Annotated in this window: 19 protein-coding genes, 4 tRNA genes, 3 rRNA genes and 1 pseudogene; 17 read left to right on the top strand and 10 right to left on the bottom strand. The window is 53.2% G+C overall.

The genetic code is table 11. From position 1 onward, the window contains the following. Positions 1-56: 56 nt before the first annotated feature. From metQ to metN, 3 genes are read right to left on the bottom strand one after another with little or no spacing between them, the layout of a single operon-like run. Positions 57-872 (bottom strand): methionine ABC transporter substrate-binding lipoprotein MetQ, encoded by an 816-nt coding sequence (gene metQ / locus DVA44_RS19650; protein WP_039030286.1) that lies wholly within the window; start codon positions 870-872, stop codon positions 57-59. A 39-nt stretch (positions 873-911) separates the two neighbouring features. After that, positions 912-1565 (bottom strand): methionine ABC transporter permease MetI, encoded by a 654-nt coding sequence (locus DVA44_RS19645; protein ID WP_039030285.1) that lies wholly within the window; start codon positions 1563-1565, stop codon positions 912-914. Beyond that, complete coding sequence (gene metN / locus DVA44_RS19640; protein WP_114387899.1) at positions 1558-2589, bottom strand: methionine ABC transporter ATP-binding protein MetN; 1032 nt, start codon at positions 2587-2589, stop codon at positions 1558-1560. Before metN ends, DVA44_RS19645 begins: the two co-directional genes overlap by 8 nt. 187 nt (positions 2590-2776) lie before the next feature. On the opposite strand from metN, the gene gmhB reads away from it, so the two are divergent. The 8 genes from gmhB (at position 2777) to dkgB (ending at position 9882) form a co-directional block, all read left to right on the top strand. Continuing rightward, positions 2777-3343: a D-glycero-beta-D-manno-heptose 1,7-bisphosphate 7-phosphatase gene (gene gmhB, locus DVA44_RS19635; RefSeq protein WP_114387898.1), complete on the top strand. Its 567-nt coding sequence runs from the start codon at positions 2777-2779 to the stop codon at positions 3341-3343. A 365-nt stretch (positions 3344-3708) separates the two neighbouring features. Then, positions 3709-5247, top strand: a 16S ribosomal RNA gene (locus DVA44_RS19630). A gap of 70 nt (positions 5248-5317) precedes the next feature. Next, positions 5318-5394 (top strand) — tRNA-Ile (locus DVA44_RS19625). Between the two features lie 36 nt (positions 5395-5430). Next, positions 5431-5506: transfer RNA gene (locus DVA44_RS19620), tRNA-Ala, on the top strand. A 195-nt stretch (positions 5507-5701) separates the two neighbouring features. Then, positions 5702-8603, top strand: a 23S ribosomal RNA gene (locus tag DVA44_RS19615). A gap of 63 nt (positions 8604-8666) precedes the next feature. After that, positions 8667-8782: ribosomal RNA gene (gene rrf, locus DVA44_RS19610) — 5S ribosomal RNA — on the top strand. The 16S, 23S and 5S rRNA genes sit together here with 3 tRNA genes alongside, the layout of an rRNA operon. A gap of 55 nt (positions 8783-8837) precedes the next feature. Further along, positions 8838-8914 (top strand) — tRNA-Asp (locus tag DVA44_RS19605). A gap of 164 nt (positions 8915-9078) precedes the next feature. Beyond that, positions 9079-9882, top strand: a complete 804-nt coding sequence (dkgB, locus tag DVA44_RS19600; protein WP_114387897.1) for a 2,5-didehydrogluconate reductase DkgB — start codon at positions 9079-9081, stop codon at positions 9880-9882. A gap of 1 nt (position 9883) precedes the next feature. On the opposite strand, the pseudogene yafC reads toward dkgB, so the two are convergent. Further along, a pseudogene (gene yafC, locus DVA44_RS19595) lies at positions 9884-10815 on the bottom strand (DNA-binding transcriptional regulator YafC). A 104-nt stretch (positions 10816-10919) separates the two neighbouring features. On the opposite strand from yafC, the gene DVA44_RS19590 reads away from it, so the two are divergent. The 3 genes from DVA44_RS19590 to DVA44_RS19580 all read left to right on the top strand — a co-directional run bounded on the left by DVA44_RS19590 (position 10920) and on the right by DVA44_RS19580 (position 13901). Then, positions 10920-12095, top strand: a complete 1176-nt coding sequence (locus tag DVA44_RS19590) for an MFS transporter (RefSeq protein ID WP_114387896.1) — start codon at positions 10920-10922, stop codon at positions 12093-12095. A 158-nt stretch (positions 12096-12253) separates the two neighbouring features. Further along, entirely contained in the window at positions 12254-13054 is an 801-nt protein-coding gene (locus DVA44_RS19585; RefSeq protein ID WP_039032074.1) for an endonuclease/exonuclease/phosphatase family protein, read from the top strand. A 76-nt stretch (positions 13055-13130) separates the two neighbouring features. Then, positions 13131-13901: a class I SAM-dependent methyltransferase gene (locus tag DVA44_RS19580; protein WP_114387895.1), complete on the top strand. Its 771-nt coding sequence runs from the start codon at positions 13131-13133 to the stop codon at positions 13899-13901. A 52-nt stretch (positions 13902-13953) separates the two neighbouring features. On the opposite strand, the gene mltD is transcribed toward DVA44_RS19580, so the two are convergent. Continuing rightward, entirely contained in the window at positions 13954-15321 is a 1368-nt protein-coding gene (mltD, locus tag DVA44_RS19575) for a murein transglycosylase D (protein ID WP_114387894.1), read from the bottom strand. A 71-nt stretch (positions 15322-15392) separates the two neighbouring features. After that, positions 15393-16148 (bottom strand): hydroxyacylglutathione hydrolase, encoded by a 756-nt coding sequence (gloB, locus tag DVA44_RS19570; RefSeq protein WP_114387893.1) that lies wholly within the window; start codon positions 16146-16148, stop codon positions 15393-15395. 32 nt (positions 16149-16180) lie between these two features. Here gloB and DVA44_RS19565 point away from each other — a divergent pair, with 32 nt between their 5' ends. Beyond that, positions 16181-16897, top strand: a complete 717-nt coding sequence (locus tag DVA44_RS19565; protein ID WP_114315839.1) for a class I SAM-dependent methyltransferase — start codon at positions 16181-16183, stop codon at positions 16895-16897. Here DVA44_RS19565 and rnhA read toward each other — a convergent pair whose 3' ends face one another. Continuing rightward, positions 16898-17365: a ribonuclease HI gene (gene rnhA, locus DVA44_RS19560; RefSeq protein ID WP_114387892.1), complete on the bottom strand. Its 468-nt coding sequence runs from the start codon at positions 17363-17365 to the stop codon at positions 16898-16900. It abuts the gene before it with no gap. 145 nt (positions 17366-17510) lie between these two features. Between rnhA and dnaQ the strand changes: the two genes are divergently transcribed. The 3 genes from dnaQ to DVA44_RS19545 all read left to right on the top strand — a co-directional run bounded on the left by dnaQ (position 17511) and on the right by DVA44_RS19545 (position 19394). Beyond that, positions 17511-18254: a DNA polymerase III subunit epsilon gene (gene dnaQ, locus DVA44_RS19555; RefSeq protein WP_103823939.1), complete on the top strand. Its 744-nt coding sequence runs from the start codon at positions 17511-17513 to the stop codon at positions 18252-18254. A 130-nt stretch (positions 18255-18384) separates the two neighbouring features. Next, positions 18385-18461 (top strand) — tRNA-Asp (locus DVA44_RS19550). Between the two features lie 405 nt (positions 18462-18866). Continuing rightward, positions 18867-19394: a cytochrome b gene (locus DVA44_RS19545; protein WP_114387891.1), complete on the top strand. Its 528-nt coding sequence runs from the start codon at positions 18867-18869 to the stop codon at positions 19392-19394. Between the two features lie 111 nt (positions 19395-19505). Here DVA44_RS19545 and DVA44_RS19540 read toward each other — a convergent pair whose 3' ends face one another. Continuing rightward, positions 19506-20276: an amidohydrolase gene (locus DVA44_RS19540; RefSeq protein ID WP_114387890.1), complete on the bottom strand. Its 771-nt coding sequence runs from the start codon at positions 20274-20276 to the stop codon at positions 19506-19508. A 110-nt stretch (positions 20277-20386) separates the two neighbouring features. Then, entirely contained in the window at positions 20387-22831 is a 2445-nt protein-coding gene (gene fadE, locus DVA44_RS19535; protein ID WP_114387889.1) for an acyl-CoA dehydrogenase FadE, read from the bottom strand. A gap of 238 nt (positions 22832-23069) precedes the next feature. Here fadE and lpcA point away from each other — a divergent pair, with 238 nt between their 5' ends. Further along, complete coding sequence (gene lpcA / locus DVA44_RS19530; RefSeq protein WP_103178373.1) at positions 23070-23648, top strand: D-sedoheptulose 7-phosphate isomerase; 579 nt, start codon at positions 23070-23072, stop codon at positions 23646-23648. A gap of 46 nt (positions 23649-23694) precedes the next feature. Beyond that, positions 23695-24462 (top strand): class II glutamine amidotransferase, encoded by a 768-nt coding sequence (locus DVA44_RS19525; protein WP_103823943.1) that lies wholly within the window; start codon positions 23695-23697, stop codon positions 24460-24462. On the opposite strand, the gene dpaA is transcribed toward DVA44_RS19525, so the two are convergent. Next, positions 24433-25173 carry a peptidoglycan meso-diaminopimelic acid protein amidase gene (dpaA, locus tag DVA44_RS19520; RefSeq protein ID WP_103178375.1) on the bottom strand — a complete coding sequence of 247 codons (741 nt, stop codon included), beginning with the start codon at positions 25171-25173 and terminating at the stop codon, positions 24433-24435. The genes DVA44_RS19525 and dpaA overlap by 30 nt on opposite strands. Positions 25174-25460: the final 287 nt, after the last annotated feature.

The raw sequence follows: 25460 nt of genomic DNA, 5'->3' as shown, positions 1-25460 counted from the left end.
CATAAATGACAAGACGGGCTTACGCCCGTCCTGAATGATATTACACAAAGGTAAGATTACCAGCCTTTAACTGCACCACCGTTAAAGACTTTGTTTGCTTCCTGGTAAACTTCATCAGACTGGTAAGCCTGTACGAACTTCTTCACGTTTTCCGCATCTTTGTTATCTTCGCGGGTAACGATCAGGTTCACGTACGGAGAGTCTTTATCTTCCACGAAGATACCGTCTTTCGCTGGCGTCAGGTTAATCTGGCTGGCGTAAGTGGTGTTGATAACCGCCAGGGCGATCTGCGCATCATCCAGAGAACGTGGCAGCTGTGGCGCTTCCAGCTCAACAATTTTCAGGTTTTTTGGGTTCTCGGTCACATCCAGAACGGTCGGCAGCAGGCCAACACCATCTTTCAGTTTAATCAGACCTACTTTCTGCAGCAGCAGCAGGGAACGACCAAGGTTGGTTGGATCGTTAGGCACTGCTACCTGAGAACCGTCCTGCAGTTCTTCTAATGATTTGATTTTTTTGGAGTAGCCCGCGATTGGGTAAACGAAAGTATTGCCTACCGCAACCAGCTTGTAGCCACGATCTTTGATCTGCTGATCCAGGTACGGTTTGTGCTGGAAGGCGTTAGCATCGATATCGCCTTTGCTCAGCGCTTCGTTAGGCAGAACATAATCGTTGAAAGTCACCAGCTCCACGTCCAGGCCATACTTCTCTTTGGCCACTTTCGCTGCCGTCTCTGCAACCTGCTGCTCCGCACCGACGATAACACCCACTTTGATGTGGTTTGGATCTTTTTCGTCCTGGCCACAACCTACCAGTGCCAGAGAGCCGATCAGCGCGCCTACCGCAGCAAAGGTCTTAAATTTAAACGCCATGTTTTTATCCTTAACTCGTCGAGTTTGTGTTGTGTAACGTTATTTGTGCGTAACAGCCCGGACGATGCGATCGCCAGAGAATTGAATGAGATAAACCAGTACAACCAGCAGAACCAGCACGGTATTCATAACGGTAGCATTGTAGCCGATGTAACCATACTGATAGCCGATCTGACCCAGACCACCGGCGCCTACCGCACCACCCATCGCTGAGTAACCCACCAGAGTAATCAGCGTGATGGTGGCCGCGTTGACCAGACCTGGCAGGGCTTCTGGCAGTAAGACTTTGCGTACAATCTGCATCGGCGTCGCACCCATCGCCCGGGACGCTTCAATCAGCCCCGACGGGATCTCTAACAGCGCGTTCTCAACCATACGGGCGATAAACGGCGCAGCACCCACGGTCAGGGGGACGATGGCAGCCTGCAGGCCGATGGATGTGCCCACAATAACGCGGGTGAAGGGGATCATCCATACCAACAGAATGATGAAGGGAATGGAACGGAAGATGTTCACCAGCGCGGAGAGCGTGCGGTAAAGTTTTGCGTTCTCAATAATCTGACCCGGACGGGTGACGTACAGCAGCACGCCCACCGGCAGGCCAATGACAAAACCGAAGAAGCCGGATACGAAGGTCATCGCCAGCGTTTCCCATACGCCACGTGCCAGCAACCACATCATTGCCTCAGACATAACCCAGTACCTCTACTTTTACATGATGCTCTTGCAGCCAGGCGATAGCGGCCTGGGTATCCTGTTGCGTGCCGTGCATTTCGGTCAGCATAATGCCGAACTTCACGCCACCGGCATAATCCATCTGCGCGCTAATAATGTTGTTGTTCACGTTGAAACGACGGGCGGTTTCAGACAGCAGCGGGGCATCCACTGACTTGCCGGTAAACTCCATTCGCAGCATCGGAACGCTGTTTGTTTCTGGTTGCGCCTTTAAACGTGCCAGATAGTCTTCCGGAATATCCAGATGCAGAGTGGCCTGAATAAACTGCTGCGCCAGTGGGGTTTTCGGATGCGAGAACACTTCGCTCACGGTGTCTTGTTCAATCAGTTCACCCTGGCTTATTACCGCCACGCAGTCGCAGATGCGTTTAACCACGTCCATCTCGTGCGTAATAAGGAGGATGGTCAGCCCCAGGCGACGGTTAATATCTTTCAAAAGTTCCAGAATCGAGCGGGTAGTTGCAGGATCCAGGGCGCTGGTGGCTTCGTCACAGAGTAATACTTTTGGGTTGCTGGCCAGTGCACGCGCAATCGCCACGCGCTGTTTTTGTCCGCCGGACAAGTTGGCCGGGAAGGTGTCGTGCTTCTCGCTCAGACCGACCAGATCCAGCAGTTCGGTCACGCGACGTTTAATTTCGTCTTTGGACGTGTTATCCAGCTCCAGCGGCAGGGCAACGTTGCCAAACACTGTGCGCGAAGAGAGCAGATTAAAGTGCTGGAAGATCATGCCAATCTGGCGGCGGGCTTTAGTCAGTTCTGCTTCTGAAAGCGTAGTCAGTTCCGTACCATCAACCTGAACGTGACCTTCGGTCGGGCGTTCAAGCAGGTTAACGCAACGAATGAGCGTACTTTTACCTGCACCTGAGGCGCCAATGACGCCATAAATCTGCCCAGCCGGAACATGCAGGCTAACGTTGTTCAACGCCTGAATGGTACGGTTCCCTTGCTGGAACACTTTGGTGATATTCGAAAGTTTAATCATTAGATTATTTTTATCGTATGTAAGTTAGCCGTGGCATTTTCTGCTGCCTGATACGGGCGATGACCGTCAACAAAACGGATGTTAAGGCATCCAGACGTCTAAATCAATCCAACTGTGCGCGATGAGCACTTTCTTGCGCAGTGAAACATGAGATACTACGCAGACATCCCTATTCAGGAGCAAACCGGTGGCAAAATCAGTACCCGCAATTTTTCTCGATCGTGACGGCACAATTAATGTCGATCATGGTTATGTGCATGAGATAGACGAATTTGAATTCATCGATGGCGTTATTGAAGCCATGCGTGAATTAAAAGAGATGGGATTTGCGCTGGTGGTGGTCACCAACCAGTCAGGTATCGCGCGCGGTAAATTCACCGAAGCACAGTTTGAGACCTTAACGGAATGGATGGACTGGTCACTGGCGGATCGCGGCGTTGATCTGGACGGTATCTATTATTGTCCGCATCACCCACAGGGAACCGTAGACGAGTATCGCCAGACCTGTGATTGCCGAAAACCACATCCGGGTATGCTCACTTCCGCACAAGAGTTCCTTCATATAGATATGAGCGCTTCATATATGGTGGGCGATAAACTGGAAGATATGCAGGCAGCTGCCGCGGCAGGCGTTGGTCATAAAATTCTGGTGCGTACTGGCAAGCCTGTCACGCCTGAAGCGGAAAATGCAGCGGATTGCGTGATTAACAGCCTGGCAGCGCTGCCGGAAACCATCAAAAAGCAGCAAAAATAGGCATTGTGGCGAAAAGGTGAGCGGTTGAAATAAAATTGTCGTTTTCCGCTTGTCAGCGCCGGAGAACTCCCTATAATGCGCCTCCATCGACACGGCAGATGTGAATCACTTCACACTAACAGCCGGGTGGGTTGAAGAGAAAAGCGAAAATAATCGCTTGACTCTGAAAGAGGAAAGCGTAATATACGCCACCTCGCAACGGCGAGCGAAAGCCGCGTTGCACTGCTCTTTAACAATTTATCAGACAATCTGTGTGGGCACTCAAAGTGACATGGATTCTTAACGTCCTCGGACGAAAAATGAATACCAAGTCTCTGAGTGAACACGTAATTCATTACGAAGTTTAATTCACGAGCATCAAACTTAAATTGAAGAGTTTGATCATGGCTCAGATTGAACGCTGGCGGCAGGCCTAACACATGCAAGTCGAACGGTAGCACAGAGAGCTTGCTCTCGGGTGACGAGTGGCGGACGGGTGAGTAATGTCTGGGAAACTGCCTGATGGAGGGGGATAACTACTGGAAACGGTAGCTAATACCGCATAATGTCGCAAGACCAAAGAGGGGGACCTTCGGGCCTCTTGCCATCGGATGTGCCCAGATGGGATTAGCTAGTAGGTGGGGTAATGGCTCACCTAGGCGACGATCCCTAGCTGGTCTGAGAGGATGACCAGCCACACTGGAACTGAGACACGGTCCAGACTCCTACGGGAGGCAGCAGTGGGGAATATTGCACAATGGGCGCAAGCCTGATGCAGCCATGCCGCGTGTATGAAGAAGGCCTTCGGGTTGTAAAGTACTTTCAGCGAGGAGGAAGGCATTGTGGCTAATAACCGCAGTGATTGACGTTACTCGCAGAAGAAGCACCGGCTAACTCCGTGCCAGCAGCCGCGGTAATACGGAGGGTGCAAGCGTTAATCGGAATTACTGGGCGTAAAGCGCACGCAGGCGGTCTGTTAAGTCAGATGTGAAATCCCCGGGCTCAACCTGGGAACTGCATTTGAAACTGGCAGGCTTGAGTCTTGTAGAGGGGGTAGAATTCCAGGTGTAGCGGTGAAATGCGTAGAGATCTGGAGGAATACCGGTGGCGAAGGCGGCCCCCTGGACAAAGACTGACGCTCAGGTGCGAAAGCGTGGGGAGCAAACAGGATTAGATACCCTGGTAGTCCACGCCGTAAACGATGTCGACTTGGAGGTTGTGCCCTTGAGGCGTGGCTTCCGGAGCTAACGCGTTAAGTCGACCGCCTGGGGAGTACGGCCGCAAGGTTAAAACTCAAATGAATTGACGGGGGCCCGCACAAGCGGTGGAGCATGTGGTTTAATTCGATGCAACGCGAAGAACCTTACCTACTCTTGACATCCAGAGAACTTGCCAGAGATGGCTTGGTGCCTTCGGGAACTCTGAGACAGGTGCTGCATGGCTGTCGTCAGCTCGTGTTGTGAAATGTTGGGTTAAGTCCCGCAACGAGCGCAACCCTTATCCTTTGTTGCCAGCGGTCCGGCCGGGAACTCAAAGGAGACTGCCAGTGATAAACTGGAGGAAGGTGGGGATAACGTCAAGTCATCATGGCCCTTACGAGTAGGGCTACACACGTGCTACAATGGCGCATACAAAGAGAAGCGACCTCGCGAGAGCAAGCGGACCTCATAAAGTGCGTCGTAGTCCGGATTGGAGTCTGCAACTCGACTCCATGAAGTCGGAATCGCTAGTAATCGTAGATCAGAATGCTACGGTGAATACGTTCCCGGGCCTTGTACACACCGCCCGTCACACCATGGGAGTGGGTTGCAAAAGAAGTAGGTAGCTTAACCTTCGGGAGGGCGCTTACCACTTTGTGATTCATGACTGGGGTGAAGTCGTAACAAGGTAACCGTAGGGGAACCTGCGGTTGGATCACCTCCTTACCTTAAAGAACCTGCCTTTGTAGTGCTCACACAGATTGTCTGATGAAAATTAGCAGTAAAAAATCTCTGCAGGCTTGTAGCTCAGGTGGTTAGAGCGCACCCCTGATAAGGGTGAGGTCGGTGGTTCAAGTCCACTCAGGCCTACCAAATTTGCGATGCAAATTTGAAGAGATTTGCCACGATGGGGCTATAGCTCAGCTGGGAGAGCGCCTGCCTTGCACGCAGGAGGTCTGCGGTTCGATCCCGCATAGCTCCACCATCTTTACTGCACAACCTGAAAACTTCAGAGTGTACCTGCAAGGGTGCGCTGCGAAGTTTTGCTCTTTAAAAATCTGGATCAAGCTGAAAATTGAAACGACACACTGTGTCTGTTCTCCGTAATAGGAACAGAAATGCGGTGTGTTCGAGTCTCTCAAATTTTCACAACGCGAAGTGAAACAGCTTCGGGTTGTGAGGTTAAGCGACTAAGCGTACACGGTGGATGCCCTGGCAGTCAGAGGCGATGAAGGACGTGCTAATCTGCGAAAAGCGCCGGCGAGGTGATATGAACCCTTGACCCGGCGATGTCCGAATGGGGAAACCCAGTGTGATTCGTCACACTATCGTTAGCTGAATACATAGGTTAACGAGGCGAACCGGGGGAACTGAAACATCTAAGTACCCCGAGGAAAAGAAATCAACCGAGATTCCCCCAGTAGCGGCGAGCGAACGGGGAGCAGCCCGGAGTCTGAATCAGCTTGTGTGTTAGTGGAAGCGTCTGGAAAGTCGCAGGGTACAGGGTGATACTCCCGTACACGAAAGCACACTTGCTGTGAACTCGAAGAGTAGGGCGGGACACGTGGTATCCTGTCTGAATATGGGGGGACCATCCTCCAAGGCTAAATACTCCTGACTGACCGATAGTGAACCAGTACCGTGAGGGAAAGGCGAAAAGAACCCCGGCGAGGGGAGTGAAAAAGAACCTGAAACCGTGTACGTACAAGCAGTGGGAGCACCTTCGGGTGTGACTGCGTACCTTTTGTATAATGGGTCAGCGACTTATATTCTGTAGCAAGGTTAACCGTATAGGGGAGCCGAAGGGAAACCGAGTCTTAACTGGGCGTTAAGTTGCAGGGTATAGACCCGAAACCCGGTGATCTAGCCATGGGCAGGTTGAAGGTTGGGTAACACTAACTGGAGGACCGAACCGACTAATGTTGAAAAATTAGCGGATGACCTGTGGCTGGGGGTGAAAGGCCAATCAAACCGGGAGATAGCTGGTTCTCCCCGAAAGCTATTTAGGTAGCGCCTCGTGAATTCATCTCCGGGGGTAGAGCACTGTTTCGGCTAGGGGGCCATCCCGGCTTACCAACCCGATGCAAACTGCGAATACCGGAGAATGTTATCACGGGAGACACACGGCGGGTGCTAACGTCCGTCGTGAAGAGGGAAACAACCCAGACCGCCAGCTAAGGTCCCAAAGTCATGGTTAAGTGGGAAACGATGTGGGAAGGCACAGACAGCCAGGATGTTGGCTTAGAAGCAGCCATCATTTAAAGAAAGCGTAATAGCTCACTGGTCGAGTCGGCCTGCGCGGAAGATGTAACGGGGCTAAACCATGCACCGAAGCTGCGGCAGCGACACTATGTGTTGTTGGGTAGGGGAGCGTTCTGTAAGCCTGCGAAGGTGTGCCGTGAGGCATGCTGGAGGTATCAGAAGTGCGAATGCTGACATAAGTAACGATAAAGCGGGTGAAAAGCCCGCTCGCCGGAAGACCAAGGGTTCCTGTCCAACGTTAATCGGGGCAGGGTGAGTCGACCCCTAAGGCGAGGCCGAAAGGCGTAGTCGATGGGAAACAGGTTAATATTCCTGTACTCGGTGTTACTGCGAAGGGGGGACGGAGAAGGCTATGTTGGCCGGGCGACGGTTGTCCCGGTTTAAGCATGTAGGCGGAGGTTCCAGGTAAATCCGGTACCTTTTAACGCTGAGGTGTGATGACGAGGCACTACGGTGCTGAAGCAACAAATGCCCTGCTTCCAGGAAAAGCCTCTAAGCATCAGGTAACATCAAATCGTACCCCAAACCGACACAGGTGGTCAGGTAGAGAATACCAAGGCGCTTGAGAGAACTCGGGTGAAGGAACTAGGCAAAATGGTGCCGTAACTTCGGGAGAAGGCACGCTGATATGTAGGTGAAGCCCCTGCGGGTGGAGCTGAAATCAGTCGAAGATACCAGCTGGCTGCAACTGTTTATTAAAAACACAGCACTGTGCAAACACGAAAGTGGACGTATACGGTGTGACGCCTGCCCGGTGCCGGAAGGTTAATTGATGGGGTTAGCGGTAACGCGAAGCTCTTGATCGAAGCCCCGGTAAACGGCGGCCGTAACTATAACGGTCCTAAGGTAGCGAAATTCCTTGTCGGGTAAGTTCCGACCTGCACGAATGGCGTAATGATGGCCAGGCTGTCTCCACCCGAGACTCAGTGAAATTGAAATCGCTGTGAAGATGCAGTGTACCCGCGGCAAGACGGAAAGACCCCGTGAACCTTTACTATAGCTTGACACTGAACACTGGTCCTTGATGTGTAGGATAGGTGGGAGGCTTTGAAGTGTGGACGCCAGTCTGCATGGAGCCGTCCTTGAAATACCACCCTTTAATGGCTGGTGTTCTAACGTGGACCCGTAATCCGGGTTGCGGACAGTGTCTGGTGGGTAGTTTGACTGGGGCGGTCTCCTCCTAAAGAGTAACGGAGGAGCACGAAGGTCAGCTAATCCTGGTCGGACATCAGGAGGTTAGTGCAATGGCATAAGCTGGCTTGACTGCGAGAGTGACGGCTCGAGCAGGTGCGAAAGCAGGTCATAGTGATCCGGTGGTTCTGTATGGAAGGGCCATCGCTCAACGGATAAAAGGTACTCCGGGGATAACAGGCTGATACCGCCCAAGAGTTCATATCGACGGCGGTGTTTGGCACCTCGATGTCGGCTCATCACATCCTGGGGCTGAAGTAGGTCCCAAGGGTATGGCTGTTCGCCATTTAAAGTGGTACGCGAGCTGGGTTTAGAACGTCGTGAGACAGTTCGGTCCCTATCTGCCGTGGGCGCTGGAGAATTGAGGGGGCTGCTCCTAGTACGAGAGGACCGGAGTGGACGCATCACTGGTGTTCGGGTTGTCATGCCAATGGCACTGCCCGGTAGCTAAATGCGGAAGAGATAAGTGCTGAAAGCATCTAAGCACGAAACTTGCCCCGAGATGAGTTCTCCCTGACTCCTTGAGAGTCCTGAAGGAACGTTGAAGACGACGACGTTGATAGGCCGGGTGTGTAAGCGCAGCGATGCGTTGAGCTAACCGGTACTAATGAACCGTGAGGCTTAACCTTACAACGCCGAAGCTGTTTCGGTGGGTTTGAGAGATTTTCAGCTGATACAGATTACAGAATTTGCCTGGCGGCTGTAGCGCGGTGGTCCCACCTGACCCCATGCCGAACTCAGAAGTGAAACGCCGTAGCGCCGATGGTAGTGTGGGGTCTCCCCATGCGAGAGTAGGGAACTGCCAGGCATCAAATTACATAATAAACTGGGGCAATAAACCGGTAGTTACAGAAGTATTCGGTGGAGCGGTAGTTCAGTCGGTTAGAATACCTGCCTGTCACGCAGGGGGTCGCGGGTTCGAGTCCCGTCCGTTCCGCCACTTATTAAGAAGCCCTGAGCTCACGCTCAGGGCTTTTTTCTTGCCTGCTGTTTAATTATTGCTGTAAACGCAAAAATCCTCTGCTTAATACGATCTTTTTTCACATATCCCCGCCAGAGATAATCCTCTTTATTAACAAACATGATGAAGAAAAGAGGAATTTCATGTCTATCCCTGCATTCGGTCTTGGCACTTTCCGCCTGAAAGACGACGTTGTTATCGCATCCGTTAAAACTGCCCTCGAACTGGGCTATCGCACGATTGATACCGCCCAAATCTACGACAACGAATCCGCTGTGGGTCAGGCGATCGCAGAGAGCGGCGTACCACGCGACGCGCTTTTTATTACCACCAAGATTTGGATTGAGAACCTCAGCAAAGAGAAATTAATCCCAAGCCTGAAAGAGAGCCTGAAAAAGCTGCGCACCGATTATGTCGATCTGACCCTGATCCACTGGCCATCGCCGAACGATGCGGTGTCCGTTGAAGAATTCATGCAGGCTTTGCTGGAAGCGAAAACGCAGGGACTGACGCGCGAAATTGGTATCTCCAACTTCACTATCCCGTTGATGGGAAGGGCAATTGCCGCAGTTGGCGCAGAAAATATCGCCACCAACCAGATCGAACTATCTCCTTACCTGCAAAACCGTCAGGTGGTGGAGTGGGCGAAGCAGCACGCCATCCATATCACTTCTTACATGACGCTGGCTTACGGTAAGGCTCTGAAAGACGAAACCATTCTGCGCATTGCTGCCAGGCATAATGCCACCGCAGCACAGGTTATCCTGGCATGGGCGATGGGGGAGGGTTATGCAGTGATCCCTTCTTCAACCAAGCGTGAAAACCTGGCGAGCAATCTGCTGGCACAGGATCTGGTGCTGGATCAGGACGACAAAAAAGCGATCGCTGCACTGGATTGCAACGATCGTCTGGTTAGCCCGGAAGGACTGGCGCCGAAGTGGGACTAATCTAGCCCGCCCTCTGTACCCTGAACCCTCTCACAGCTCCTTCGGGAGCTGTTTTACATGCTCGCTCAGAAAGTCGATAAAGGCCCGGATGCGGGTGCTTACCGCTCTGTCACTGTAATAAACCGCGCTGAAGGGCATCTCTACCGGCAGGCGCTTGTCTGCCATCAGCTCGACTAACTCCCCCCGCGCAATCTCTTTATCAATCATATAATCCGACAGGCAGGCAATCCCATTTCCTTCAAGGCATAACTGTTTGAGCGTCTCGCCGCTGTTTGATGATAAACCGCAAACCACTTCATGCAGCTGGCCGTCATGGCAGGCGAGAGGCCATGTATTAAGGGATACCGGCTCCGTAAAGCCCAGGCAGAGATGCTGCTTCAGTTCCTCTATCGTCTCAGGCCTGCCGAAACGGGCAATATAGGCCGGGGAGGCGATGATTTTGCGATAACTGGTGAACAGCGGGCGTGCCCGCAGGCTGGAATCGGTCAGCGTCCCCGCGCGGATCGCCACATCCACCTTGCGCTCAATCAGGTTGATAAATGTTTCTGAAGAGACCAGAGAGAGCGTCATTTCCGGATAACGTTCGCGGAAAGGTTTAATTAAAGGCATCAGGAAATGCAGCACCACGGGCGTCGCCGCATCGATACGCAGAAGCCCACGTGGCGTGCTGCGCGTCTCCATGATCTCTGTTTCTGCGGCGGCCATCTCCTGCAGAATAGACTGCACGCGGCGAAAATAGCGTTCGCCTTCTTCGGTCAGGCTCAGTTGCCGGGTCGTCCGGTTAAGCAGGCTGACGCCCAGCTTCATCTCCAGCTTTTTCACCGAGCGGCTGACGGCTGAATTAGCCTGTCCCAGCTGTTCCGCGGCACGGCTAAAACTGCCGCTCTCAACGACGGCGACAAATATCGCCAGTTCCTCAGACGTTGCTTTCATTATTGCTTTATCCGCAAAATTGTATTGATACTTTGAGCATTTTTGTTATTTAAACACTGGCGCATACTCCGTGTCATCTTAATCCTGATGAGACGGAGTTATTTATGCCTCTGGCGCTACTTGCCCTGACGATCAGTGCCTTTGCAATCGGCACGACTGAATTTGTTATTGTAGGTCTGGTTCCTACGATTGCTGACCAACTTGCCATCTCGCTGCCTTCGGCGGGTTTACTGGTTTCTATCTATGCCCTCGGTGTGGCTATCGGCGCACCGGTACTGACCGCACTCACAGGCCGTCTGCCGCGTAAACAGCTGCTGATGGCGTTGATGGTGCTGTTTACCGCAGGCAACATCCTTGCCTGGCAGGCACCTGATTACACAACCCTGGTCATTGCCCGCCTCCTGACGGGGCTGGCTCATGGCGTCTTCTTCTCCATCGGCTCGACAATTGCGACGAGCCTGGTGCCGAAAGAGAAAGCGGCCTCTGCTATTGCCATTATGTTTGGCGGTTTAACCGTAGCCCTGGTGACGGGTGTACCGCTGGGCACCTTTATTGGGCAACATTTTGGCTGGCGTGAAACCTTCCTGGCGGTCTCTCTGCTGGGCGTGATTGCGCTGATTAGCAGTCTGGTACTGATCCCGTCCACTATTCCGGGTCGCGCAGCAGCGACGCTGCGCGACCAGCTGAAAGTGCTGACTCATCCTCGTTTGCTGATGATCTATGCCATTACGGCGCTGGGCTATGGCGGCGTGTTTACCGCATTTACCTTCCTGGCGCCAATGATGCAGGATCTGGCTGGCTTTTCACCGGGCGCAGTAAGCTGGATCCTGCTGGGCTATGGCGTTTCGGTGGCGATCGGCAATATCTGGGGCGGAAAGCTGGCCGATAAGCATGGCGCTGTCCCGGCGCTGAAAATTATCTTTGCTGCCCTGGTTGTGCTGTTACTGGTCTTCCAGTTCACCGCTTCCATACAGTATGCCGCGCTGGGTACGGTACTGGTAATGGGGATCTTCGCCTTCGGCAACGTACCGGGTTTGCAGGTCTACGTCGTGCAGAAAGCCGAACTCTATACACCCAACGCTGTGGATGTCGCTTCCGGTCTTAATATCGCCGCGTTTAATGTCGGTATCGCACTGGGTTCCATTATTGGTGGGCAGACGGTTGAGCACTTTGGTCTGTCGCAAACGCCTTGGATTGGAGCAGTCATCTTTCTCGTGGCGTTTCTGTTGATCGGCCTGAGCGGCCGCCTGGATAAGCCCGCGCGCGTTGCTCTCGGATAATTGTATGTAAGTACTTACCGATAAAACAGCTCAGCGGAATCTGAGTAACTCAGTAGTTTCTTAGTAATAGCGTTGAAAGTGTGAGCTGAAAACCCTATAACATTAGAACCCGCTCCTGTTTCTGGACGGGTTCAAGTTGATAGGGGTCGTTTCACACCGTGCGAAAAAATACCTATGCCATGCGTTATGTTGCCGGACAGCCAGCGGAGCGAATTTTACCTCCGGGGTCGTTTGCGAGCATTGGCCAGGCATTGCCTGCGGGTGCGCCTTTAAGCAGCGACGAAAAAATTCGGGTGCTGGTATGGAATATCTTTAAACAGCAACGCGCCGAATGGTTATCCGTCCTGCAGAATTTTGGTAAAGATGCTCATCTGGTGCTGCTGCAGGAGGCGCAAACCACACCTGAACTGGTCAGGTTTGCGACCACTAACTATCTCGCTGCTGACCAGGTGCCGGCATTTGTCTTACCCCAGCATCCGTCAGGGGTGATGACGCTCTCTGCCGCTCATCCCGTCTATTGCTGCCCACTGCGCGAACGCGAGCCGCTCCTGCGCCTGGCGAAATCCGCTCTGGTCACCGTCTACCCGCTGCCGGATACCCGGCTACTGATGGTGGTCAATATCCACGCGGTTAACTTCAGCCTTGGCGTCGATGTCTACAGCAAGCAGCTGCTGCCTATCGGCGATCAGATTGCCCATCACAGCGGCCCGGTGGTTATGGCTGGCGATTTCAATGCCTGGAGCCGTCCGCGAATGAATGCGCTTTATCGCTTTGCGCGTGAGATGTCGCTGCGCGAAGTACGTTTTACCGATGACCAGCGGCGCAAGGCCTTTGGTCGTCCGCTCGATTTTGTCTTCTATCGTGGTCTGAACGTGAGTGAAGCCTCTGTGCTGGTCACTCGCGCATCCGATCACAATCCGCTACTCGTTGAATTCAGTCCCGGCAAACCTGAAAGATAGAGGTGCGTCAGGTCTGCCGTGGGGCAGGCCTGTACGGGTGCTGCCCTTTATTTTTCATCAACCGAAGGACAGCAAAATGACAACACAGTCCCATCATGACAACGTAGAAAAACAGTTTGGCTCTCAGGCTAAGGCCTACCTCACCAGTGCGGTTCACGCATCGGGGCGCGATTTGCAGCGTCTGGCTGAACGTCTGGCCGATTTTCCGAAAGCCAGCGTCCTGGATTTAGGCTGCGGGGCAGGTCATGCCAGCTTTGTGGCAGCGCAGCAGGTGGCTCAGGTGACGGCATATGACTTATCCAGCCAGATGCTGGAGGTGGTTGCCGCCGCAGCCAGCGAGAAGGGGCTGAGTAATATTGCCACCCGTCAGGGCTATGCAGAATCGTTACCCTTTGACGATGAAATGTTTGATATTGTGATCAGTCGCTACTCGGCGCACCACTGGCACGATGTCGGTCAGGCGTTGCGCGAAGTTAAGCGGGTGCTGAAGCCGGGTGGGCTGGTTATCATCATGGATATTATGTCGCCGGGGCATCCGGTACGTGATATCTGGTTACAGACGGTAGAAGCGTTGCGGGATACCTCGCATGTCCGCAACTATTCCAGCGGCGAGTGGTTGTCCATGTTCACCGATGCCGGGCTGATCTCACGGTCGCTGCAGACAGACAGATTAAGGCTGGAGTTTTCTTCGTGGATTGCGCGTATGCGCACGCCAGAGGCGTTGAGCCAGGCGATCCGGCTGTATCAGGAGAGTGCCTCGGCCGAGGTCAAAACCTACTTTGAGCTGCAGGAAGAGGGCTCCTTTACCAGCGATACCCTCCTGGCTGAAGCCCAAAAGGCGGGATAAACAAAAAAGGCACCGAGGGGAATCGGTGCCTTTTTACATCAGGTCTCTGAAATCAGGAATCCGGTGTGGCGTTGTTTTTCACAAACAACGTTATCCGGTCACCAGGCTGCAGATTGTCCGTATCGCTGTTCCAGCGCATCACATCTTTGATGTTCACGCCGTGACGCTTGGCAATACTGGAAAGCGAATCGCCTTTTTGTACGCGATAGGTAATGCTATCGCTATTATTGGCGAGACGCTGTGCGCTGTTACCCGCACCAATCGTCAGGTTCTGACCCACTTTCAGGGTAGAGCCACGCAGCTTGTTCCACTGCTGCAGATCTTTTGTGCTCACGCCAAGACGTGATGCGATGCCTGAAAGCGTATCGCCTCTGCGCACCTGGTAGCTACGGCTGTTCAGCGGTGAATTATCCGCAAGCAGCGTAGACTGAACCTCAGCGATTTCACCCGCAGCAAGCGAGACGCGTAACTGTTCAGCATGTTTCTGCGGCACCAGAACGTATTTCGGCCCGCTGGAACCCACTTTTGAGCCCTTTATGCCAGCGTTGAAAGCTTTCAGTTTGGTAACTGAAATACCAGTCATATCCGCAACCTGTTTTAACTCAACAGGGTTGCTGATACGGACTTTCGCCAGCGCGCGACTTTCGTCCGAGCTCGGTAGCTGCACGCCGTACTTTTTGCTGTTTTTGAGGATTTCACTCAAAGCCAGCATTTTGGGTACGTATAATTTGGTTTCCCGTGGCAGTGGAAGCGACCAAAAGTCGGTAGGTTTACCCCGTGCTTTATTCGCTTTCATTGCCTTCAGTACACGACCCTCACCGCTGTTGTACGCAGCGACAGTCAGCAGCCAGTCACCGTCGAACATCTTGTTCAGACGTTGCATCATATCGAGAGCGGCAGTCGTCGAGGCGACCACATCACGACGCGCATCGTAGTTGCGGGTCTGTTTTAAACCATAATTGCGCCCTGTGCTCGGTATGATCTGCCAAAGACCTGCGGCCTTGGCGCCAGACGTTGCGTGTGGGTCAAAAGCGCTCTCCACTATGGGTAGTAGTACCAGTTCCATGGGCATGTTACGTTTCTTAACTTGCCCTGCTATCCAGTACATATACGGCTCTGCCCGTAAAGTTACATCGTGGAGATAGCTCTTATTGCTTAAATACTTCTGTTTCTGTTCGCGAATCCGGCTGTTTTCCGGAATTCCCATCTTTAGCTCGTCACCAATAGAGACCCACAAGTCTTGATCCTGTGCGAAGGACGTCCCATCGTCTGCCCATCGCGATTGACTTGTGAACTTCCCTGCTTCCCCTTGACCAGCTGCAGAAAGGCTCTGTGCGTGCTGTTGTACGTTGCCAGTGTTCTGTGACGACTGGCAACCCACAAGCAGGACAGAGGCGAGTAATATCGCTTTTGCCTTCATGTGTGTGTCAATAGTTGCTTAAAAGACGAGCGATGATAACGACGAATAGTTAAAAAGGCAACATGCAATTGTCAGAAGTTATCTTTCTTTGCCCTTAACCACGCGAAACAATCCTCAGGTTGTAACATATTTGTTTCTTCTTTAATTTTATTAACTAAATCAATGTCATTTGTTCTAAGAAATAAATTAATTTTACGTTCATTTTTCAGAATTACGGGCAGTGTTTTTTGGTTTTTTGCACGTAACTCATTCACTTTGCGGTAATAATCCTGAATCGCGCTATCCTCAGGCAGAACGTGCATCGCAAACTTCATATTCGCTAAAGTGTATTCGTGTGCGCAACAAATAAGGGTGTCGTCGGGGAGAGCGTTAATTTTCTGGAAGGACTGGTACATCTGGGCTGGAGTGCCTTCGAAGAGCCGTCCGCAGCCGCCAGAAAACATTGTGTCTCCACAGAAAAGATAAGGGAAGCTAAAGTACGAAATATGTCCAGAAGTGTGACCCGGTGTGGCAATTACAGAAAATTCCAACGCAAGAATGAGGATCTTTTCGCCATCTTTTACTACGCGCGTAGCCCCCTTATCTTGTGTCTCAGCAGGACCGTATACCACAAGATGAGGAAATTTTGCGCAGAGTGCCGCCACGCCGCCCACATGGTCATGATGATGGTGCGTGAGCAGAATGGCTTCCGGCTGCCACTGGTTTTCCTCGATGGCTTTTAAAACCGGCTCCGCCTCGCCAGGATCGACAATTACGCAACGACCCTCATCATTGCTTAAAACCCAGATGTAATTGTCCTGAAAAGCAGAAATACTGTTAAGATTCATACATTACCTCTCATAGCGTGGCGGGTGTTTTGATGAAACCGGCAAGGATACCTCAGATTGTTACCGCACCGAAACACTGGGCAGAGTTGCCCTGGGGTGAATACTATCGTGAAGCGCTCGAGTTACAGCTTAAGCCCTGGTTTGCGAAAATGTATGGTTTTCACCTGCTTAAGATTGGCAATCTGAGCGCGGAAATCAACTCTGAAAGCTGCGCCATCTCGCATCAGGTCAATGTTTCGCTGGGCGGTGAACCCGTTCAGGTGAAGGCCAATCCGCTGCAGCTCCCTTTTGCCGAGAAGTCCGTTGATGCGTGCCTGTTGGCACATTCGCTGCCCTGGTGCGATGACCCGCACCGTTTACTGCGGGAAGCCGATCGGGTTCTGATTGATGATGGCTGGCTGGTGATCAGCGGCTTTAATCCGATGAGTCTGATGGGGCTAAGAAAGCTGGTGCCGGTGCTGCGTCGCACCCCGCCGTATAACAGCCGCATGTTCACCCTGATGCGCCAGCTGGACTGGCTCTCGCTGCTCAATTTTGAGGTGATGCACCAGAGCGGTTTTCAGGTGATACCCTGGACGCGGCAGGGCGGAAAGATGCTCAGCACCCATTTTCCGGCGCTGGGCTGTATGCAGCTGATTGTGGCGCGCAAAAGAACCATCCCCCTGACGCTCAATCCAATGAAGCCAGGCAAAGCCAAGACCCAGTTACGCCCCGCTGTAGGTGCCACGCGGCAGTACCGAAAGCCCTGATCAGGCTTCCGGTTTATACCCCACATCGTCATGCTGCGGATTGAGCGCAGCCGCGCGCGCCAGTTCGTCGCAGCGTTCGTTTTCGGGATGTCCGGCGTGGCCTTTTACCCATTCCCACTGGATTCTATGCTGGCTGAGCGCCGCATCCAGGCGTTGCCAGAGATCGACATTCTTCACCGGTTTTTTGTCCGCGGTTTTCCAGCCGCGTTTTTTCCAGTTGTGGATCCACTGGGTGATCCCCTGGCGGACATACTGGCTGTCGGTACTCAGCACAATGTCGCAATGCTCTTTCAGTGCCTCAAGGGCCACAATCGCGGCCATCAACTCCATGCGGTTGTTGGTGGTCAGGCGAAAGCCTTCATTGAAGGTTTTTTCGTGCTGTCGATACCGCAAAATGGCGCCGTAACCCCCTGGGCCCGGATTGCCGAGGCACGAGCCATCAGTGTAAATCTCTACCTGTTTACGCATCCTGGCAGACATCCTGTAATCAAAACGGTAAGTCTGACATAAACGGTCTCCGGCAGCACGGCAAAATAAAGTCCGTGTGAATTAGCCTTTGAACGCCAGGTCAGGTTGATTACAATGTCGTCGTTAATAAGAACAGGCTGACAGAATGAGTATTGCAGACACACATAACGCCGACAGGATCATCGTTCTCGATACCGAAACGACGGGTATGAACCAGATCGGTGCTCACTATGAAGGGCATAAGATCATCGAGATCGGTGCGGTAGAGGTGGTTAACCGCCGTCTTACCGGCAATAACTTTCACGTTTACCTGAAGCCAGACCGGCTGGTGGACCCGGAAGCCTTTGGCGTTCACGGGATTGCCGATGAATTCTTGTTGGATAAACCCACCTTTGCCGACGTCGCCGATGAATTCATCGACTACATCAAAGGCGCCGAGCTTGTCATTCATAACGCCTCGTTCGATATCGGCTTTATGGATTACGAATTCAGCAAGCTCAACCGCGGCCTGCCGAAAACAGACGCCTTCTGCAAGGTTACAGATAGCCTGGCGATGGCCAGGAAGATGTTCCCTGGCAAGCGGAACAGCCTTGATGCGTTGTGCTCGCGCTATGAAATAGATAACAGCAAACGAACGCTGCACGGGGCGCTGCTCGATGCCCAGATCCTGGCGGATGTTTATCTGATCATGACGGGTGGCCAGACCGCCCTGGCATTTAACGCCGATAACGAGACGCAGCAAGAGTCCGGCGAGAGTGAAATCCAGCGCATTATTCGTAAGTCCAGTGCGCTGCGCGTTATACTTGCCAGTGATGAAGAGTTAATGGCGCATGAATCCCGTCTGGATCTGGTGCAGAAGAAGGGCGGAAGCTGCCTCTGGCGAGGCTAAAAGCGGCTGAAATGCCGGTAAAATAACCGTTTGGATCGTTTTTGCAGCAAACGATTCAAAAGGTGAGAAAAAGCATTGACGGGATCGAGGGTAAACCGTAATATCTGCCTCGTTCCCAAGGGAACACAGCGGAGCGGTAGTTCAGTCGGTTAGAATACCTGCCTGTCACGCAGGGGGTCGCGGGTTCGAGTCCCGTCCGTTCCGCCACATTCAGGCCCATGTTAGCAATAACATGGGCCTTTTTTCGATCTCTGTTCTTGTGCTACTTCTCCTTGCATCATCTTCCGTCTGGCTTACGCCGTTGAGCCTGAAAATGCCCAAGTTCCGTTACCTTTATCCAGTACATTCGCACCAATAACTTTCCCTGTATCCGTATTCCGGCCTGCATAAATAATCATTTCAACAACGCTATAGTCGCCCAACCGGTTAACGGAAAAAAGAAAGGTTAAAAATGGTCTGCGTTCTTCTATTAAGGGGCAGGGCAATATCCTATTTTGCGAGGCAGAATTTCATTGTTAAACCCGGCGTAGGATTAAAGCGGGGCAGGACGAATGATTTCTGAACGCATGGCTTCAAAGGACGCCAGGTTATTACGTTTTAGAGGACAAGGATATGCAAACTTCTTCCGTTATTCCCACTCGTTACGATCGCTTTTCACGCCTTTTGCACTGGGTGGTTGCAGTCGTCATTATCTACGCCATGTGCATGGGCTACATTCTTCACGCGCTGGAAGGGACCCGTTGGTTTACCTTTTTTTCTGTGTTGAATATGTCGCTTGGCACCATTGCAACGCCAATCATGCTGGTGCGTTTTGTCTGGCGCTTCTTTCGCCCTTCAGTGCCTTATCCGGCAACGGTGGCGGGGCGGAAAAAGCAGATGGTGGTTTTTATCCATGAGCTGTTTTATCTGACCATTATGTTGGTGCTGGTCAGCGGCTTCCTGATGCTGCACAAAGATTACAGCCTGTTTGGGCTGCTGCCGATTACTCATCCGATTAACACGATTGAAGTTAATGAATTCTTCTTTAAAGTGCATCGCGTTAGCTGCATTTTACTGGGCCTGATTCTGCTTGGGCATGTCGCGGCGGTAATCAAATATACCTTCAAGGGACAGCGCGAAATCCTGCAACGCATGCTGTAAGAAAAAGGCCTGACGCCTTTCATTAGATGAAGTAACAAACAGCAGAGCCGCACCGCTCCTGTCCCTTTATGCCGATGAGGTGAGGGGGCAGGGACAGTGCGGCTTTACCCTTCAGCCAATACTAAACGGATCCGCATCCTGCCAGGCAGGAAACTTCTCCCGATACTCCCTCAGCGCCGTCAGCGACAGCTCGGCATCAATCCGGGTTGCATGATGCGGCTCAGCGGTGGCAATAATCTCACCCTGCGGGTTGATCACCCGGCTGTCGCCCCGGTAGTGATGCCCGTTGCCGTCAGTACCGACCCGGTTGCAGCCAGCGACATAGGCCTGGTTCTCAATCGCACGTGCCGTCAGCAGCGCCTGCCAGTGGAGAGAGCGGGGCGCCGGCCAATTGGCGACGTAGATCGCCAGGTCGTAATCATCGCGGTTGCGCGACCAGACCGGGAAGCGCAGGTCGTAACAGACCAACGGCAGAATGCGCCAGCCGCGCCACTCAAAGACAACCCGCTCGTTACCCGCTTCATAGTGCTGGTGCTCGTCCGCCATGCGGAACAGATGGCGCTTATCGTAGAAGTGAACCTTGCCCTCGGGCTCCACCAGCAGAAAACGGTTCACCGGTCCGCGTTCGGTCTGCAACGCTGCGCTGCCAGCGATTAACGCCTGGGTTTGTTGCGCTCTGGCCTGCATCCAGACAACCAGCTCGTCCTGCGGCAGTGACTGCTTAGCCGCCTCCTTGGCGAAGCCAGTGGTGAACATCTCGGGCAGGATAATAATATCCCGTCCGGCGATCCCTTCCAGCTGACGATCAAAATGACGCAGGTTGGCCGGACCATCCATCCACACCAGCGGTTGTTGCAAAAGCGTAATCTTCAAACCAGGCACAGTTAAGACTCCTCGAATAACCCCATTTTGACACTGTAGCACGACAAGCAGAGTAACGGGTGGCAATAAAAAACCCCGCACGAGGCGGGGTTTTGGCGGGTTGAAACGGCTTATGCAGCTTCAGGTTTACGCACAATCTCTTTCAGCTTTACCGGCTGTGTCGCCAGCTCTTCTGCGTCAAAATCATCAACGTTAATACTGCGCAGACGGCTCTCTTCGGCTTTGATCAGCAGCTCCGCTTCATCCTTATTGATGATACCGCCCGCCAGCGCCTCTTTAGCCAGCTCGTTCAGGCGGGTGAAGGGCAGGTTTTTACCCAACTGCTTGCAGATCTTCTGGTGAATCGGGTCGGCCGCCATCACATCCAGCAGCGCCTCTTCCAGCAGACCGACCGGGTTATGCTCGCTTGGGGTCAGATACTGACCACGACCGATACGGGAGCGGGTTGCGCTCGGTATCTGCAGGATCTTCGCCACTTTATGATCCAGCTTATCGGACGGCGCCAGATAGTGGCGACCGGTCGGGAAAATCACCACACGCAGAGCGCCAGCCACAAAGCGGTTCGGGAAGTTCACCAGCAGATCGTCGATGGCCTGTTCCGCCTGATACAGCGCATCCTGAACGCCCCAGTGGACCAGCGGCAGGTCGGCTTCATGACGGCCTTCATCGTCGTAGCGTTTTAGTACCGCCGAGGCGAGGAAAATCTGGCTCAGCACATCACCCAGACGGGCGGAGATGCGTTCCCGGCGTTTCAGGCTACCGCCCAGCACCGCCATTGACACGTCAGAGAGCAGCGCAAGGTTGGCACTCAGACGGTTCAGGTGCTGGTAGTAACGACGGGTCGCGTCGCCGGTTGGCGTGGCGCTGGTCAGGCCGCGGGTCAGACCCAGCCACAGGCTGCGCATTTTATTGCTACCGACATGACCGATGTGTTTAAACAGCAGTTTATCGAAGGCATCCACGTCGTTGTTCTGCGCGGCGGCCATCTCTTCCAGCACGTATGGATGGCAGCGGATTGCCCCCTGACCGAAGATCATCATACTGCGGGTCAGAATATTCGCCCCTTCAACGGTGATGGCAATCGGTGCGCCCTGATAGCCACGCGCCAGGAAGTTACCTTCACCCAGCATAATGCCTTTACCGCCGGCAATATCCATCGCATCGATGATCGACTGCTGGGCACGGTGGGTACAGTGGTACTTCACAATGGCGGACAGCACGGCCGGTTTTTCACCCAGCATGATGCCATAGGTAATTAAGGAAGCGGCGGCATCCATCACGTAGGCGTTACCTGCGATACGGGCCAGCGGCTCCTCAATCCCTTCCATCTTACCGATAGAGATTTTGAACTGACGGCGGATGTGGGCGTAAGCGCCAATCCCCATTGCCACCGATTTCAGACCGCCGGTTGAGTTCGACGGCAGGGTAATACCACGGCCAACAGACAGACACTCAACCAGCATGCGCCAGCCCTGACCGGCCATTTTCGGGCCACCGATGATGTAATCGATCGGCACAAAGATATCCTGACCGCGGGTCGGACCGTTCTGGAACGGTACGTTCAGCGGGAAGTGGCGACGACCAATCTCCACGCCAGGCGTGGTGGTAGGGATCAGCGCGCAGGTGATGCCCAGATCCTCTTCGCCGCCTAACAGCTTGTCCGGGTCGGAGAGTTTAAAGGCCAGGCCCAGCACGGTGGCGATAGGCGCCAGCGTAATGTAGCGTTTGTTCCAGGTCAGACGCATACCCAGAACCTGCTCACCCTGCCACTCGCCCATGCAGACTACGCCGGTGTCCGGAATAGCGCCTGCATCGGAACCCGCTTCCGGGCTGGTGAGTGCAAAGCAAGGGATTTCCAGACCACGGGCCAGGCGCGGCAGATAGTGATTTTTTTGCTCTTCAGTACCGTAATGTTGCAGCAGTTCGCCCGGGCCTAATGAGTTAGGTACGCCGACGGTGATCGCCAGGATCCCGGAGACGCCGGACAGTTTTTGCAGCACCCGAGCCTGGGCATACGCAGAGAATTCCAGCCCGCCGTACTCTTTCTTGATGATCATCGCGAAGAAGCGATGCTCTTTTAAAAATGCCCACAGTTCCGGCGGCAGATCGGCCATCTCATGGGTGATCTGGAAATCGTTCGCCATCCGGCAGGCTTCTTCAACCGGACCGTCAATAAACGCCTGCTCTTCAGCAGTCAGGCGCGGCTGCGGATAGTTATGCAGCTTTTTCCAGTCAGGGTTGCCCTGGAACAGCTCGCCTTCCCACCAGGTGGTACCTGCGTCGATCGCCTCTTTTTCGGTACGCGACATCGGCGGCATCACCTTACGGAAACCACGAAAGACCGGTGCAGAAATCAGGGACTTACGCATTGAGCGCACGTTGAACGGCACCAGGATAATTGCCAGCGGAACCAGCACCCAGATATTCCAGATGCCGGTCACACCAAGGGCAGCGGTCCAGGCCAGTAAGATAAGACTGCTCAGCATTAAGCTGACCCGGTGATAGAACAACACCCCGAGCAGAACAACGGTTAACAGAATACTTAAAATCATCATAAAGAATTGCTCCCTGTCTTGTAGGAGGTCTGACCACTTGTGATGATATGGTTGTAGTGGATGTTATTTCTTTTAGCAATGCATTCACAAAATAATTACAACCTGGTTCACATTGTTCAGGTTTTACCCGGCACAAAAACGCAAAACGCCCGACGATTCCCATGGCTTTAGCTTCTCGCTTTTACCGCTATCCGGTAAACTTGCTCTGTTATTTCATCAATACTGAAGGATTATCCTCATGTACCAGGATCTTATTCGTAACGAACTGAACGAAGCGGCGGAAACGCTGGCCAACTTTCTGAAAGATGAAGCCAATATCCACGCTATTCAGCGCGCGGCGGTCCTGCTGGCCGACAGCTTTAAAGCGGGCGGTAAAGTGCTCTCCTGCGGCAATGGTGGTTCACATTGTGATGCCATGCACTTTGCCGAAGAGCTGACGGGGCGTTATCGTGAAAACCGTCCGGGCTACCCGGCGATTGCGATCTCTGACGTCAGCCACATCTCCTGCGTGAGCAACGACTTTGGTTACGATTATGTCTTCTCCCGCTATGTTGAAGCTGTAGGGCGTGAAGGGGATGTCCTGCTGGGGATCTCCACCTCCGGCAACTCCGGCAACGTCATCAAAGCCATTGAAGCGGCGCGTGAGAAGGGGATGAAAGTCATCACCCTCACCGGCAAAGATGGCGGCAAAATGGCAGGCACCGCAGATATCGAAATTCGAGTGCCTCACTTCGGTTACGCTGACCGTATTCAGGAAATTCACATCAAAGTGATCCATATCCTGATCCAGCTGATTGAAAAAGAGATGGTTAAGTAAGACTTCGCTGGGGGGTGAATGCCCCCCGCTGTTGTGGAGGTGAGATATGTGCGAACTGCTCGGGATGAGCGCCAATGTGCCAACCGATATCTGCTTTAGTTTCACCGGGCTGGTGCAGCGCGGTGGAGGAACCGGGCCGCATAAAGACGGCTGGGGTATCACCTTCTATGAAGGAAAAGGCTGTCGCACGTTCAAGGACCCACAACCCAGCTTCAATTCCCCGATTGCCAAACTGGTGCAGGACTATCCGATTAAATCCTGCTCGGTGGTGGCGCATATTCGCCAGGCCAACCGTGGTGAAGTGGCGCTGGAAAATACCCACCCGTTTACCCGTGAGCTGTGGGGACGCAACTGGACTTACGCCCATAACGGCCAGCTGAGCGGCTATAAGTCGCTGGAGACCGGCAACTTCCGCCCGGTGGGCGAAACTGACAGCGAAAAGGCCTTTTGCTGGCTGCTGCATAAGCTGACTGAACGCTACCCGCGTACGCCAGGCAACATGACCGCGGTCTTTAAATACGTGGCCTCGCTGGCGACGGAGCTGCGGGAGAAAGGGGTCTTTAATATGCTGCTGTCGGACGGGCGGTATGTGATGGCGTTCTGCTCAACGAACCTGTTCTGGATCACCCGGCGGGCGCCGTTCGGCGTGGCAAAACTGCTGGATCAGGATGTGGAAATCGATTTTCAGACCGAAACCACACCCAACGATGTGGTCACGGTCATCGCCACTCAGCCGCTGACGGGCAATGAAGCCTGGCAAAGAATCATGCCAGGCGAGTGGATCTTATTTTGTCTGGGGGAGCGCGTAGTTTGACGCCAGCTGTGGCTGGACGACTTCGTGGCTCAGCGGCTTGCTGACCACGTAACGTCCATCTACCACCGAAACGGTCGGCGGCTTGTGCGTCTGCTGGAAGTAGTCATAACCCGGCTTCAGCTGTTTCCAGAAATCGGCGTAGTATGAGCTCTTGTGACGCTGCATATTGGCATCGGTCATGCGGAACGGATAGATGCTAACCTGTACCGCAGACTGGCCAAAGACCAACGCGCCGGTTACAAACTGGAAGATCTCATCAATACCGCTGTCGGTCATGGCGTAGCAACCCACTGACACACAGGCACCATGAATCATCAGATATTTACCGTCATAGCCGTGCGCACGGTCAAAGGCATTCGGGAAACCGATGTTGATCGCTTTATAGAAGCGGCTGTCAGGTTTTAACTGGTTACGCTGAACGCTGTAGAACCCCTCCGGGCTTTTGAAATCGCCCTGACGCTGTTTCGGGCCAAGGCCGCCGGAGTAGTTGCAGATTTTATAGCTGTCGAGCAGCTGATACGTCTCACCCATCTTCACGAACAGGTCTAACGTGCGCTCTTCCTTATAGATCTGGATATAGACCGGAGAGCCCATCAACTGCTGTTTGTATTCTTTGCTAATCGGCGTTGTTGAGCTGTTGCTGCTGAGCAGCCCGGCAAACGAAACGCACGGAATAAGAAGCATCGCAATGAACAATGCGATTTTACGCATACTACATGTTCCTTGATAAAACCTAACCAACTTGCCAGTACGGCAAAAGAGACCCGAAATCAGATTAATCTGCATTAGGAGCGCTCACATTAGCACCACTGCATTTTTTCGCAAGCGTCAGCGCGTCGGTTTACAAAATAGTTTTCCTTATAACCTGGATTGGCCGTGCTGGCATTGAGAACTTTGCGTAATCGGTCGCATTTTAGCACCCGCCGCTGCGTTATCGCTGCCGCCTGATTGGCAGAAATGGTACACTCCCCGCGTCTTACGACCGAAGGTGAAGAAAG

Source organism: Leclercia sp. W17 (genome assembly GCF_003336325.1).
In the GTDB taxonomy this organism is placed as follows: Bacteria; Pseudomonadota; Gammaproteobacteria; order Enterobacterales; family Enterobacteriaceae; genus Enterobacter.
The sequence above is the reverse complement of the archived record's forward strand: the minus strand, read 5'-3'. Positions and strand labels throughout refer to the sequence as shown.

Coding starts and splice junctions, on each gene's coding strand:
- metQ (WP_039030286.1), bottom strand. CDS start 872: ATGGCGTTTAAATTTAAGACCTTTGCTGCGGTAGGCGCGCTGATCGGC.
- DVA44_RS19645 (WP_039030285.1), bottom strand. CDS start 1,565: ATGTCTGAGGCAATGATGTGGTTGCTGGCACGTGGCGTATGGGAAACG.
- metN (WP_114387899.1), bottom strand. CDS start 2,589: ATGATTAAACTTTCGAATATCACCAAAGTGTTCCAGCAAGGGAACCGT.
- dkgB (WP_114387897.1), top strand. CDS start 9,079: ATGTCTATCCCTGCATTCGGTCTTGGCACTTTCCGCCTGAAAGACGAC.
- DVA44_RS19590 (WP_114387896.1), top strand. CDS start 10,920: ATGCCTCTGGCGCTACTTGCCCTGACGATCAGTGCCTTTGCAATCGGC.
- DVA44_RS19580 (WP_114387895.1), top strand. CDS start 13,131: ATGACAACACAGTCCCATCATGACAACGTAGAAAAACAGTTTGGCTCT.
- mltD (WP_114387894.1), bottom strand. CDS start 15,321: ATGAAGGCAAAAGCGATATTACTCGCCTCTGTCCTGCTTGTGGGTTGC.
- gloB (WP_114387893.1), bottom strand. CDS start 16,148: ATGAATCTTAACAGTATTTCTGCTTTTCAGGACAATTACATCTGGGTT.
- DVA44_RS19565 (WP_114315839.1), top strand. CDS start 16,181: ATGAAACCGGCAAGGATACCTCAGATTGTTACCGCACCGAAACACTGG.
- rnhA (WP_114387892.1), bottom strand. CDS start 17,365: ATGCGTAAACAGGTAGAGATTTACACTGATGGCTCGTGCCTCGGCAAT.
- dnaQ (WP_103823939.1), top strand. CDS start 17,511: ATGAGTATTGCAGACACACATAACGCCGACAGGATCATCGTTCTCGAT.
- DVA44_RS19545 (WP_114387891.1), top strand. CDS start 18,867: ATGCAAACTTCTTCCGTTATTCCCACTCGTTACGATCGCTTTTCACGC.
- fadE (WP_114387889.1), bottom strand. CDS start 22,831: ATGATGATTTTAAGTATTCTGTTAACCGTTGTTCTGCTCGGGGTGTTG.
- lpcA (WP_103178373.1), top strand. CDS start 23,070: ATGTACCAGGATCTTATTCGTAACGAACTGAACGAAGCGGCGGAAACG.
- DVA44_RS19525 (WP_103823943.1), top strand. CDS start 23,695: ATGTGCGAACTGCTCGGGATGAGCGCCAATGTGCCAACCGATATCTGC.
- dpaA (WP_103178375.1), bottom strand. CDS start 25,173: ATGCGTAAAATCGCATTGTTCATTGCGATGCTTCTTATTCCGTGCGTT.